The organism is Streptomyces endophytica, assembly GCF_026153355.1.
Taxonomy (GTDB): domain Bacteria; phylum Actinomycetota; class Actinomycetes; order Streptomycetales; family Streptomycetaceae; genus Streptomyces; species Streptomyces endophytica.
Window position 1 is genome coordinate 517,041 of record NZ_CP110636.1, and the last position, 12,986, is coordinate 530,026.

10 protein-coding genes and 2 pseudogenes are annotated in these 12,986 nt (G+C 72.7%); 5 read left to right on the forward strand and 7 right to left on the reverse strand.

The genetic code is table 11. The features are described from left to right. Window positions 1–121: 121 nt before the first annotated feature. The 4 genes and pseudogenes from OJ254_RS02320 (at window position 122) to OJ254_RS02335 (ending at window position 3,773) form a co-directional block, all read left to right on the forward strand. Window positions 122–1,348, forward strand: a complete 1,227-nt coding sequence (locus tag OJ254_RS02320) for a glycosyltransferase family 4 protein (protein WP_265361038.1) — start codon at window positions 122–124, stop codon at window positions 1,346–1,348. Between the two features lie 284 nt (window positions 1,349–1,632). Beyond that, window positions 1,633–2,187 carry a GH25 family lysozyme gene (locus OJ254_RS02325; protein WP_265361039.1) on the forward strand — a complete coding sequence of 185 codons (555 nt, stop codon included), beginning with the start codon at window positions 1,633–1,635 and terminating at the stop codon, window positions 2,185–2,187. Between the two features lie 221 nt (window positions 2,188–2,408). Then, the gene (gene nadE / locus OJ254_RS02330; RefSeq protein WP_279349583.1) at window positions 2,409–3,239 is read left to right on the forward strand and encodes an ammonia-dependent NAD(+) synthetase; all 831 of its coding nucleotides are present in this window, start codon (window positions 2,409–2,411) and stop codon (window positions 3,237–3,239) included. Between the two features lie 181 nt (window positions 3,240–3,420). Beyond that, a pseudogene (locus OJ254_RS02335) lies at window positions 3,421–3,773 on the forward strand (hypothetical protein). Between the two features lie 88 nt (window positions 3,774–3,861). Here OJ254_RS02335 and OJ254_RS02340 read toward each other — a convergent pair. The 7 genes and pseudogenes from OJ254_RS02340 to OJ254_RS02370 form a co-directional block, all read right to left on the reverse strand. Further along, window positions 3,862–4,725: a cytochrome c biogenesis CcdA family protein gene (locus OJ254_RS02340; protein WP_265361040.1), complete on the reverse strand. Its 864-nt coding sequence runs from the start codon at window positions 4,723–4,725 to the stop codon at window positions 3,862–3,864. Continuing rightward, window positions 4,722–5,498, reverse strand: coding sequence for a DsbA family protein (locus tag OJ254_RS02345; RefSeq protein ID WP_265361041.1), 777 nt, complete (start codon window positions 5,496–5,498; stop codon window positions 4,722–4,724). Before OJ254_RS02345 ends, OJ254_RS02340 begins: the two co-directional genes overlap by 4 nt. Before the next feature lie 56 nt (window positions 5,499–5,554). Further along, a complete protein-coding gene (locus OJ254_RS02350; protein ID WP_265361042.1) occupies window positions 5,555–5,998 on the reverse strand; it encodes a hypothetical protein in 444 nt (147 codons plus the stop codon). A gap of 88 nt (window positions 5,999–6,086) precedes the next feature. Further along, a complete protein-coding gene (locus OJ254_RS02355; RefSeq protein ID WP_423835806.1) occupies window positions 6,087–6,626 on the reverse strand; it encodes an ATP-binding protein in 540 nt (179 codons plus the stop codon). Window positions 6,627–6,890: 264 nt separating this feature from the next. After that, on the reverse strand, window positions 6,891–7,658 hold the full coding sequence (locus OJ254_RS02360; RefSeq protein ID WP_265361043.1) for an enoyl-CoA hydratase/isomerase family protein: 768 nt from the start codon (window positions 7,656–7,658) through the stop codon (window positions 6,891–6,893). A 117-nt stretch (window positions 7,659–7,775) separates the two neighbouring features. Then, window positions 7,776–8,920, reverse strand: a pseudogene (locus OJ254_RS02365) (L,D-transpeptidase). A gap of 325 nt (window positions 8,921–9,245) precedes the next feature. Then, window positions 9,246–10,490: a L,D-transpeptidase gene (locus OJ254_RS02370; protein WP_265361044.1), complete on the reverse strand. Its 1,245-nt coding sequence runs from the start codon at window positions 10,488–10,490 to the stop codon at window positions 9,246–9,248. A gap of 210 nt (window positions 10,491–10,700) precedes the next feature. Between OJ254_RS02370 and glgX the strand changes: the two genes are divergently transcribed. Then, entirely contained in the window at window positions 10,701–12,974 is a 2,274-nt protein-coding gene (glgX, locus tag OJ254_RS02375) for a glycogen debranching protein GlgX (RefSeq protein WP_265361045.1), read from the forward strand. Window positions 12,975–12,986: the final 12 nt, after the last annotated feature.

Sequence of the window (12,986 nt, forward strand, 5' to 3'; positions counted from 1 at the left end):
CGGCTTACCCCTTGCCGACACGGTGGCCCCCGTGCCGGACGGGCCGGCCGCGGCGGCCGGCCGTGGTGCGGGACCCGCCGGTCCCCACGACTGGGCAGACCTCGGGAAGACACCACTCCGGATGAAGATCACCCTCCTGCTGCACAACGCGTACGCCATCGGCGGCACCATCCGCACCACCTTCAACCTCGCCGCCGCGCTCGCCGGCCGGCCCGGCGTCGAGGTCGAGATCGTCTCGATGCTGCGCCACCGGGAGGTCCCGCGGTTCACCCTCGACCCCCGGGTGCGGCTGGTACCCCTGGTGGACACCCGGGTGGGCAGCGACGACATGGCGGACCCGCGGTTCGGCGAGCCCGCCGAGGACTTCCCGCTCGCCGAGAAGCGGCACCACCAGTACAGCCGGCTCGTCGACGTCCGTGCCGCGGAGTACCTGCGCACCACCGACGCCGACGTCCTGATCGGCACCCGCCCCGGCATCAACGTCTACCTGGCGCGCTTCGGCCCCCGCCGCGCCCTGCGGATCGCCCAGGAACACCTGCGCCACGACGCGCACAGCAAGCGACTGCGCGCCGAACTCGCCCGCCACTACCGGCACTTGGACGCGCTGGTCACCACCACCGAGGCGGACGCGGCGGTCTACCGCGCCCGGATGCCGCTGCCCGGCGTACGGGTCCTGGCGGTACCCAACATCGTGCCCGCACCGCCCGTCGCGCCCTCCGACGGCACCGCGAAGGTGATAGCGGCGGCCGGCCGGCTGGTCCGCGGCAAGCGCTTCGACCTGCTGATCGAGGCGTTCTCCGCGGTCTCCGCCAAGCACCCCGACTGGCGGCTGCGGATACACGGCGGTGGCGCCGAACGCGCCGCGCTCCAGGGGCTGATCGACGGGCTCGGGCTGACCGAACGCGCCGAACTGACCGGGCCGCGCTCGCCGATCGAGGCGGAGTTCGCCAAGGCGTCGATCGTGGCCTCCGCCTCGGACGCCGAGTCGTTCGGCATGACGCTCGTCGAGGCGATGCGCTGCGGTGTGCCGGTCGTCAGCACCAACTGCCCGCTGGGACCGGCCGAGATCATCGACGACGGCAGGGACGGCCTGCTGGTGCCGCCCGGCGACGGCCGGGCGCTCGCCACCGGACTGCTCGGCCTCATCGAGGACCCGGTGCGCCGCCGGACGATGGCCGAGGCCGCGCGGGAGAGCGCCCGCCGTTACGACCCCGAACCGATCTCCGAGCGCTACCAGCTCCTCTTCGAGGAGCTGCGCTCCACCCGGATCCGCCGCGCGGCCCACCGCGTCATCGGCCGCGCCCGGCGCCGGGCCCGCGCCGTCCTGCGCCGCGCACTGCGCCGCTGACGGTCCCCCTCCTCCCGCACCCGCCCGCCGGGCCGTCATCCTCCGATCCGCGGTGAACTGACGGCCCGTGGGGAACGTACGTCCGGTCAGGAACGGGAAGACTCAAAAACGGGAAGACCGAGAACGCGGGGCGCGCACGAACGCGGAACACACACGGCACGGGGACGGCACGGGCACGGCAGGCAGGGAACCGCACGGCACAGCACGGCACTCGTGGCAACGCAGTTGACGTTTCGAGCAGTTGGCGCTTCGCATCCGCAGGTCCGATCGGCAGGAGGCCACTCATGCTGCACGGTGTCGATGTCAGCTCCTACAACACCTCGTATTCCACCGAGGGGCTGGACTTCGTTTTCGTCAAGGCGACCGAAGGCCGCTCCTACATCAATCCGCACCAGAACACCCAGGCCGTGAGGGCCCGTAAAGCGGGCTGCGTGGTGGGTTTCTACCACTTCCTGTGGCCGGGCAACATCTCCGCCCAGGCGCGGTATTTCGTGGCGAAGTGCGCCTCGGTCCCGGGCGACATCCTGGCCTGCGACTGGGAGAGCACCGGAGACGGGACGCACGCCAGCAATGCGCAGAAGGACCAGTTCCTGGTCGAGGTGAAGAAGCTCCGCCCCAAGCACCGTGTGATGCTCTACTGCAACCGCGAATTCTGGCTCCACCACGACACCACGTCCTACGCGGCCGACGGCCTGTGGATCGCCGATTACGTCACCGCCGGGCACCCGCGGATCAAGGCGAAGTGGCGCATCCACCAGTACACCGACCACCCGCTGGACAAGGACGTCGCGAACTTTTCGAGCAGGACCGCTCTGAAGAAGTGGGCGCACCCGGCATAAAGTTTCCTACGGCACGCGAAAGCGCGCTCACGGCCACCGTCCGTATGCCGGCGACGAACACAGCGCGACCTCGCGCCACGTTTCGTACGCCGAAAGGCAACAACCGGTGACCGAAGCGCGCATGGCGTGACCAGGCCCACATCCCTTCCGTACGGGACCCCTCGCGCAGGAACGAAATGCGCGCGCGTACGGAAACGAATCCGAGCGGAAAAGGAGCAGCCGTGACCGACCCGGCGTCCATGGCCCTGCAGCAGGAGATCGCCCGGGATCTCCAGGTGACCGCGTCCTTCGACGCCGAGCAGGAGATCGAGCGCCGGGTGGCCTTCCTCACGGAGCAGCTGACCTCCTCGGGCCTGCGCTCGCTGGTCCTGGGCATCAGCGGCGGCGTCGACTCGACCACCACCGGCCGGCTGTGCCAGCTCGCCGTGGAGCGGGCCCGGGCCGAGGGGTACGAGGCGACGTTCTACGCGATGCGGCTGCCCTACGGCGTCCAGGCGGACGAGAAGGACGCCCAGCGCGCGCTGGAGTTCATCCGCGCCGACCGGGAGCTGACCGTCGATGTCCGCCCGGCGAGCGACGCGGCGCTGCAGGCCGCGGTGGACGGCGGGCTGGTCTTCCGCGACGCGCACCACCAGGACTTCGTGCAGGGCAACATCAAGGCACGGCAGCGCATGATCGCGCAGTACGCGGTCGCGGGCGCCCACGACGGACTGGTCGTGGGCACCGACCACGCGGCCGAGGCGGTCTCCGGCTTCTTCACCAAGTTCGGCGACGGCGCGGCCGACGTCGTGCCGCTGACCGGTCTCACCAAGCGCCGGGTGCGCGCGGTGGCGGCGGCGCTGGGCGCCCCGCGGGAGCTCGTCACGAAGGTGCCGACCGCCGACCTGGAGACCCTCGACCCGGGCAAGCCGGACGAGGACGCCCTCGGCGTGACCTACGACCAGATCGACGACTTCCTGGAAGGCAACCCGGTCCCCACCCCCGCCTTCGAGGCCATCGCCCGCCGCTACCGCCTCACGGCCCACAAGCGGGCACTGCCGGTGGCGCCGTAGTCGCGAAGCCGGCGGCCGGCCCGGCCGCCGGCGCTTTACCCCGCCCGTCATGCACCCGCAAGGGGACGGTCACCCTTACGGTGCTAAATCGTGGGCGTGGGCGGGCATGGATGCGGGCATGGGAAGCCGCGAAGTGCGATCGGAAGATCAACTGTCAGTGGGTCCGCCTACGCTCCAAGGCATGGGTTACGCACACCTGCGCGAACTCCAGACCGCGCTGACCACCGCCTCCGACCTGACCACCGCCCTCCAGTCCGCGCCCAACCGGCACGACGCGGACCAACTCGTCGACGTCCTCCGGCAAGCACTGACCGCCGCCAGTTCGCTGGGCGCCGAGACCGGCCCGACCGGCTGCGCCCTGCATCCGCACGGCGCGGTCGACCCGCTCTACGGCGACCCGGAGGACCCCTCCCGCCGGGCTACGGCAAGTGCCTGCTCTGCAACGACCGCCGGCGCCGGGCGGATGCGCACAGCCCGCACATCCGCCGGTTCGCCCGCCCGCATCCCCGCTGGCGCCGCCCCTTGAGCGCCTGACGCCCGGCCGCGGCGGCAGCCCCGCCGCACGAGAGACGCGCAAGGGGCCACCGCCGCGGCGGGCCGGGAGCAGCGGGGGCGTGTCCGGCTACCGGCCCGCCGGGGGCGGTGCCTCGCCGTCCCCGTCCTCCGGTCGCTTCTCCGGCCGGAGGGCGATCCGCCCCAGCAGCGCGGCGACGGCCAGGGCGGCCACCGCGATCAGGGCGTAGTCCGGCACGCCGTTCCCGAGCCGGGCCGCCCATTCCTCGACCCGGAATTCGGCGTCGGCGTCGAGGATGCCGGGCAGCGCGCTGGTCCCGTTGAAGCACAGGAAGAGCACGCCGATGCCGAGGAAGAACACCCCGGACACCACCGACGTGGTGTGCAGCCGCAGCCGCCCCAGGGTGAACTCCCGGCCGCGCAGCCAGCCGCGGGACCCGAGCCGGAAGCGGTCCCAGAACAGCGCCAGCACGAACAGCGGCAGCGCCATGCCCAGGGCGTAGACCGCCAGCATCGAGGCGCCGTACACCGGCGAGCCGCTGACCGCCGTCACGGTCAGCACCGCGCCGAGGATCGGGCCTGCGCAGAAGCCCGCCAGGCCGTAGACGCAGCCGAGGAGGAAGGTGGTGACCGCCGACCGCGGGGTGATCCGGGCCGCCGCGGCCTGCGCGCGGCGGGAGGCGAAACCCAGGCCGAGGATCTGGGCGAGCCCCATCGCGATGACCGTCCAGCCGCCGAGGGTGATGAGCAGGTCGCGGTGGCCGTTGAACAGCCGGCTGGCCGCCGTACTCGCCGCGCCGAGCGGTACGAGCGTGGTGGCCAGCCCCAGGTAGAACACCCCGGTGCGGGCCAGCAGCCGGCCGGTGCCGGTGAGCGAGTAGGCGAAGAACGCCGGCAGCAGCAGTGCGCTGCAGGGGCTGATCAGCGCCAGCACCCCGCCGAGGAACGCCGCGAGGTAGCCGATGTCGGTCACTTCCCGGCCCCCGCACCGCCCTTGCCGGCCCGCGCCACGGCGTCCTGGATCGCCTGCGCGAAGACCTCGGTGGGCTGGGCCCCGGCCACCGGCCGGCCGTTGATCAGGAAGGACGGCGTGGACTGCACCCCGAGCCGGTAGCCCTCGTCCTGGTCCTTCTTCAGCGCCCGCTCGGCGTCCGCGCTCTTCAGGTCGCTGCGGAACCTGTCGAGGTCCGGCACCCCGCTCTCCTCGGCCAGTTCGACGAGCTTGTCCTCGGCCAGCGCCGCGCCCTTGCGGGTCTTGGCGTACAGCGTGTCGTGCAGCTGCCAGAACCGGCCCTGCCGGCCGGCCGCCCAGGAGGCACGGGCGGCCCGCTCGGAGTCGGCGCCGAAGACCGGGAAGTTGCGGAACTCGATGCGCAGGGTGCCCGCGTCGACATACTTCTTGATCAGCTCGGGCTGGGTCTCACGGGTGAAGCGGCCGCAGAACGAGCACTGGTAGTCGGCGTATTCGACCAGGACGACCGGGGCGTCCTTCTTGCCGACGGCCAGTGGGTCGCCGGCGGTGCGCCGGCTGGTCCGCCGGGCGAGGTCGTCGAACATCTTCTGCTGGTCGGGGTCCTCCTCGGACCGGGGCGAGGCGGCGGCCTCGGGCGCGCCGCCGCGGGCGGTGTCGCGGTCGCCCTCGATGGTCCTGCCGACGGCGACGCCGATGGCGACCAGCGCCACGACGAGGGCCAGGACCGCGCCGATGGCGGCCAGTTTGCGGGTGGGGGAAGCGTTTGCGGGCATGCGGAAGCTCCTGACGTACGGAGAGGGAATTCGGCCGGGTGCGAGTGGCCGGCGGCCTATATCCGCAGTACGGGCAGGAGCGCGGTGGGGTCGGTGGCGGGGGCGCGGCCCGTCGGCGGACGGGCCAGCGCGAACTGGGCGGGCGCGTCGGCGGCGAGCGGCCCGGCGCCGGCGGTCGGCGCGGGAGCCAACGGCTCACCGCGGTGCGGGGTGGGCAGCGGCGCGGACTCGTCGGGGCCGGGCGCATGCCGGTCCGAGCACCGCTTCCCCGCGTCGGCGGCGACCGGAGGGGCCGTCAGCGGGGCGGCCGGAGCGGCGGCCACCGGCTTCGCACCGGGCCGCCCGTCGGTCGCGGTCACGGCCGTCGCCACGGCCGCCGGCGCTGCCGTACGGCCGGCCGGGGCCACCGCTTCGAGGCCGGTCCGGCACAGCAGCGGACCGAAGGTCACCGCGAGGAGGAGCAGCAGCATCAGGCCGGCCGATCGCCGCAGCTGGTGCATGTCCCTCCTCTCCGTACCGGTCGCGCGCAGGAACAGCCCATCCTACGGACCGCCACCGCGCGACCGGAGCACCGGCCGGAGGGGGCGTTCAGCGGTCGCCGACCCGCATCTCGAACCAGGTGGTCTTGCCGCGCGGCAGCAGGTCCACGCCCCACCGGTCGGAGAGCGTGTCGACGAGGAACAGTCCGCGCCCGCTGATGTCCAGGTCCTGGACGGGCATGAGACAGGGCAGCCCGCGGGACGGATCGCGCACCTCGATGCGGATCCAGCCACGGCGGCGCAGCATCCGCAGCGCCAGGGTCCGGGCGCCGGTGTGGCGTACGGCGTTGCCGACGAGCTCGGAGACCAGCAGCACGGCCTGCTCGGCGAGCTGGGGCGTCAGGGACCACTGTTTCAGGAGGACGGCGGCGGTCAGCCGGCGGGCGATACCCGCGGACTGCGGACGGGACGGCAGCCGGACCTCGCCGAGGGTCGGCTCGGCCACCAGGTCGACGGTTACCGCACCCGGTCTGCCGGGAGCCGGCGCCGGGGTCCGGTCCGCACCGGGGATGCCCCACCGCGCGGCGGCCGGATCGCTCCGCGGCCGCGGCTGCTCCATACCTTCGAGGCCCGCCATGCCCCCCATCATGGCTGCTACTTGACGGTCACGGGGGCGGAACCGACGGAATCCGTCGCCCGGAAACGACGGCTCCGGACCCCGGCGGAGACATATGCCAGCGGCAGCAGAGGTTCCGGGATCCCGCCACTGACCTGCGACGACACCGGGCATACGAATGATCAATCCGATGCGTCAACAGGGCCTGTGTGAGCCGGAGTTACGTTTTCCGCGATTCGCCCACACGGGGCATCGGGTCCCGGCCAAACCTCCTGTGTCCCGTCAACACCGCGCGTATCAGAGGAACTTGGCCTTGCCGGGGCCCTCCTCGACGAAGCTGCGCATCCCGATCTCCCGGTCCTCGGTCGCGAACAGCCCGGCGAACCAGTTCCGTTCGATCGTCAGGCCGGTGTCGATGTCGGTCTCCAGTCCGGCGTCGACGGACTCCTTCGCGGCCCGCAGCGCCAGCGCCGGTCCGGCCGCCAGCCGCGCCGCCCAGGCGTGCGCCTGCTCGTAGACCTCGGCGGCCGGCACCACCCGGTCGACCAGTCCGATGGCGAGCGCCTCCTCGGCCTTCACCTGGCGGCCGGTGAAGATCAGGTCCTTGGCCTTGGACGGGCCCACCAGCCGCGCCAGCCGCTGGGTGCCGCCGGCGCCCGGGATCAGGCCGAGCAGGATCTCCGGCTGGCCGAGCTTGGCGTTGTCGGCGGCGATCCGGAAGTCGGCGCAGAGCGCCAACTCGCAGCCGCCGCCGAGCGCGTAGCCGGTGACCGCGGCGACCACCGGCTTGGGGATCCGGGCCACGGCGGTGAACGCGTCCTGCAGCGCCTTGGACCGCACGACCATCGCCGCGTGGTCCATGACCTGCATCTCCTTGATGTCCGCGCCGGCCGCGAAGACCTTCTCGCCGCCCCAGACGACGACCGCGCGCACGTCGTCGCGGCGGGTGACCTCCTCGGCCAGCTCGCGCAGCCGGTCCTGGGTGGCGATGTCGAGTGCGTTCATCGGCGGGCGGTCCAGGCGGATGGTGCCGACACCCTCGGCGACCTCAAGATTCACAGTCATGCCGGAAGGTTAGTACGCGTTAACGGCGGGCGGACCGGTGCGCTCCGTCACAGTGCCCGGCCCCGGTCGCCTTCCGGCCGTTTCCCGCCGCTCCCCCGCCCGCTCGCCACCGGCGCCCTACTGGCCGGCCTTCCACTTCTCCCAGGAGAGGTTCCAGTCGCTGAAGCCGTTGTCCGGCTGGATCGTTTCGTCGTGCGAGTTCTTGACGATGACGACATCGCCGACGAGGGAATTCCGGAAGAACCACGCCGCCGGGGTGGAGCCGTCGCCGCCGCCGCGCTGGTCGAACAGGCCGACGCAGCCGTGGCTGGCGTTACGGGTGCCGAACGTCGGCCGGCCGGACCAGTAGTTGCCGTGGATGAACGTCCCGGAGTTGCTCAGCCGCATGGCGTGCGGGACGTCCTTGATGTCGTACTCGCCGCCGAAGCCGACCGTGTCGCCGTTCATCCGCGTCACCAGGTGCTTCTCGCTGACCACCATCGTGCCGTTGTACGTCTCCGTACCGGGCGCGCCCGCGGTGATCGGGACGGTCTTGATCTTCTTGCCGTCGCGGACCACGGTCATCGTCTTCTTCTCCGCGTCGACCGTGCTGACCTGGCTGCGGCCGACGGTGAAGGAGACCTGCTTGGCCTGGGTGCCGTAGACACCGGGGCGGCCCTCGACGCCGTCGAGGTCGAGCTTGAGGGTGACCTTGGTGCCGGGCGCCCAGTACTTCTCCGGGCGGAAGTCCAGCCGGTCGTTGCCGAACCAGTGGCCCTCGATCGGGACCGACGGGCTGGCGGTGACCTTGATGGCGTCCGCCACCGCCTCGGGACGGGTGATGCCGCGGGTGAAGCGGATCGAGACCGGCATGCCGACGCCGACCTGCTGGCCGTTCTCCGGGCTGTACTGGCCGATGAAGGTGTTCTTCGGGACGAGGGTGGTGAACGTGGAGTGCTCGGCGGCCTCCCGGCCCCGGCCGTCCACCGCGACCGCGTCGACGGTGTACTTCGTCGAGGCGCCCAGATGACCGCTCGGCTGCCACAGCGCGCCGTCGCCGGATATCTTCCCGTCGACCGCGTTGCCCTTGCCGTCGGTGACCTTGACGGTCTTGAGCCGGCCCTTGCCGGCGGTCACCTTCAGCGCGCCACTGGTGGCCACGCCGTCCGCGCCGTCCTTGGGGCTATCGTCACCGCGGCCTGCGAGGCCGCCTTGTCGCCGCCGGCCTTGCCGGCCGGCTTCCCGTCGTCTCCGTCGTCGCCACCGCACGCGCTCACCAGCATCAGCGTCGCGCCGAGCAGCAACGCGAGCGGTGCGCCGCCGGCGCGCGGCCCCCGGTGCCGGCGCGCCGGCACCCCCGGATTCGGCTGGACGTTCACCACTGGCCCCATTTCCCCTCGTACGGCCCGCACTCCCCCGCGCGCGACGCGGAGGACCGCGCGCCTGGCGTTAGATAACCACACCGCACTGACATGTGAACTCCCCGCGGATGTCACCGTTTAGTCCCAAGTGCGGGGGTGAGCGGGAGCGGGGGCCGGGCACGCCCGCCGGAGCCGCTCCGGCGCGGTCGCGGAGCCTCCGGCGCCGGTCAGTGCAGCGCGGAGCCGGTCAGTGCAGCGCGGAGCCGGACCGCCACTGCTCCCAGGACAGGTTCCAGCCGCCCAGGCCGTTGTCCGGTGCGACCAGCCGCTCCGGTGAGTTCTGGACGATCACGGTGTCCCCGACGATCGACTGGGCGAAGAACCAGCCGGCCGGGGTGTGCGGGCCGCCGCCCTTGATGTCCTTGAGGCCGACGCAGCCGTGGCTGGTGTTGAGGCCACCGAAGACCTCGGGCCGCGCCCAGTAGTTGCCGTGCAGAAAGGTCCCGGACCTGGTCAGGCGCATGGCGTGCGGCACGTCGGGGATGTCGTACTCGCCGCCGAAGCCGACCGTGCCGCCGTCCATCCGCGTCAGCGAGTGCCGCTCCAGGATGACCATCCGCCCATTGTACGTGGGGTTCTCGGCGTCGCCCGCGGTGACCGGCAGCACCGCGACGGTCCGTCCGTCCCGGCGCACCGTCATCGTGTGCCGCGCGGCGTCGATGAAGCTGACCTGGTCGCGGCCCACCCGGTAGTGGACGGTCCGGCGCTGCGTCCCGTAGGCGCTCGGTGCGGCCTTCACACCGCGCAGCCGGAGCTCCACCGTGATCCTGGTGCCCGGCCGCCAGCGGTCGCGGGGGCGGAAGTCGAGGCGGCGGCGGCCGAACCAGTGGGCGGCGACCTCGACGCGGGGCTGGGCGCTCACCCGGACGGCGCGCTCGACGGCCGCGCGGTCGGCGATCGGGCGGTTGAAGACCATCGAGAAGATCAGGCCGGTGCCGACCGTGGCGTCGCCCTGCGGTGAGAACGAGCCGGTGACGCGGTGGACCGGCGGGGCGGTGGTGAAGGTGGTGCGGCGGGTGGCGCGGTGGCCGGCGCCGTCCAGGGCGACCGCGTCGACGGTGTACGTCGTGCCGGGCCGGAGCGGGCCGGCGACGGGGCGCCAGACCATGCCGTCCGGTGAGATCCGGCCGACCACCGGCTGCCGGCCGGCTCCCGCGGTGCGGGTGACGTGCACCCGCTCCAGCCGCCCCTCCGGCACCCGGACCTCGAACCGCCGGTTGGCCCGTACGCCGCGCGCGCCGTTCTCCGGGACGATCCTGATCGCCTCCTCCGGGGTGCGCGGGGCGCCGCCGATGAGCGCCTCGGTGTCCCCGCAGCCGGCCAGTGCCACCGTCCCGGCGAGCCAGGCCACGACGGCGCGGGCGACGCGGGCGCGGACGTTCCGGTGGTGCTTCGCTCGTCCCCCTGCACGTTCCTGCTGATGGGCGGTCATATACCGAATTGTGAATGATGGTGGGGAGTGACGGGGGTATGTCGCGTGCGGATCCATCCGTTTGTCCCGCCACGGAGGGCTCCGGGGGCGGCGCGCCGAGCCCCCGCGCGGGGAAACGTGAGGCAACGGCCGGTTGCGGGAAGAACAACGGGGAGGGCGGGAACGTACGCGCGGCCGGGACTCCGTGCGCGGGCACCGCCCGACCGAGCCATGAGCCGCAGGAGGCCGGCACGTGTCGAGCGCACCCGAACAAGAGGCGGTGGCGGACGAGCCCCTCGCCCCGCCCGCGGACATCCGCCCCGGCGCCCCCACCCCCCTGGGGCGCGCTACCGCACCGGCCCCGACGGGGTCGCCGGCACCAACTTCGCCCTGTGGGCGGGCGGTGCCGAGGCCGTGGAGCTGTGCCTGTTCGACGAGGAGGAACGGGAGACCCGCCATCCGCTGACCGAGCTGACCCACGAGATCTGGCACGGCTTCCTGCCCGGTGTGCGCCCCGGCCGGCGGTACGGCTACCGGGTGCACGGCCGCTGGGACCCCTGGTCCGGCGCCCGCTGGAATCCGGCGAAGCTGCTGCTCGACCCGTACGCCAGGGCCGTCGACGGCGACTTCGGCCGCCGTACGGAACCGGCCGGCCCCGGGACCGCGCTGCCGGCCCAGCTCTACGGGCACGTCCGGGACTGGCCGGACCAGCACCTCGCCGACACGGTCCGCGACAACCGGGACTCCGCGCCGTTCGTCCCCAAGGGCGTCGTGGTCGGCGAGGACGCCGGTGAGGAGGGCGACGACGAGTGGCGCGACGACCGCCGCCCGAAGACCCCGTGGCCGGATTCGGTCCTCTACGAGCTGCACGTACGCGGTTTCACGATGCGTCACCCCGGTATTCCGGAGCGGCTGCGCGGCACGTACGCGGGGCTGGCGCACCCCGCCGCGCTGGACCACCTGGTCCGGCTCGGCGTCACGGCGGTCGAGCTGCTGCCGGTCCACCAGTTCGCCCATGAGGACCACCTGGTGCGCCGGGGGCTGCGCAACTACTGGGGCTACAACTCCATCGGCTATTTCGCGCCGCACGCCGGCTACGCCGCCACCGGGACCCGCGGGCAGCAGGTCGGCGAGTTCAAGCGGATGGTGCGGGCGCTGCACGACGCGGGCATCGAGGTGATCCTCGACGTGGTCTACAACCACACCGCGGAGGCCGGCGAAATGGGCCCGACGCTCTCCCTGCGGGGCATCGACAACCGCGGCTACTACCGGCTGGCCGGCGACGCCCGCCGCTACGCCGACTACACCGGCTGCGGCAACACCCTGCACGTCGTCCAGCCGCACGTGCTGCGGCTGATCACGGACTCCCTGCGGTACTGGGTCACCGAGATGGGCGTGGACGGCTTCCGCTTCGACCTGGCGGCCGCGCTGGCCCGCTCGATGCACGACGTCGACATGCTCTCCCCGTTCCTCGCCGTGATCGCCCAGGACCCCGTGCTGCGCCGGGTCAAGCTGATCGCCGAGCCGTGGGACGTCGGCTCCGGGGGCTATCAGGTCGGCGCCTTCCCACCCCTGTGGACGGAGTGGAACGACCGCTACCGCGACACCGTCCGCGACTTCTGGCGCGGCGCCCAGCACGACGTGCGCGACCTGGGCTACCGGCTCTCCGGCTCCAGCGACCTCTACGCCTGGGGCGGCCGCCGCCCGTACGCGTCGGTCAACTTCATCACCGCGCACGACGGCTTCACCCTGCGCGACCTGGTCACCTACGAGCACAAACGGAACGGCGACAACGGCGAGAACAACCGGGACGGCAACAACGACAACCGGTCCTGGAACTGCGGCGCCGAGGGCGAGACCGACGACCCCGAGGTCACCGCGCTGCGCCACCGCCAGCTGCGCAACTTCCTGACCACCCTGCTGCTGTCCACCGGCGTGCCGATGCTGGTGGCCGGCGACGAGATGGGCCGCACCCAGCACGGCAACAACAACGCCTACTGCCAGGACAACCCCACCGGCTGGCTGGACTGGTCGCTCCTGGAGGACCCCCGCTGGCGGCCGCTGGCCGACCTCACCGCCCGGCTGATCACGCTGCGCCGCGCCCACCCCGTACTGCGCCGCCGGGCGTTCTTCTCCGGGCGGCCGCACGAACAGGGCGGGCTGCGTGATCTGGCCTGGTTCACCGCGGACGGCACGGAGATGACCGAACAGGACTGGTACACCCCGGGGGCGACGCTCGGCATGTACCTCTCCGGGAACGACATCTCCCAGCGCGACGAACGGGGCGTCCGCATCGTCGACGACAGCTTCCTCGCCGTCCTGCACGCCGCCGCCCGCCCCCGCGAGATCACCCTCCCCGGTCCGCCCTGGGCGCAGACCTACGAACTCCTCGTGGACACCGCCCGCGAGGAGCAGCCCACCGCCGGCGAACCGCCCTGCCCGGCGGGTGGCACGCGCACGCTGGAGGGGCGGTCGGTGGTGCTGTTCCGGGCGGTGCCGGGCTGAGGCCGGGGCGGT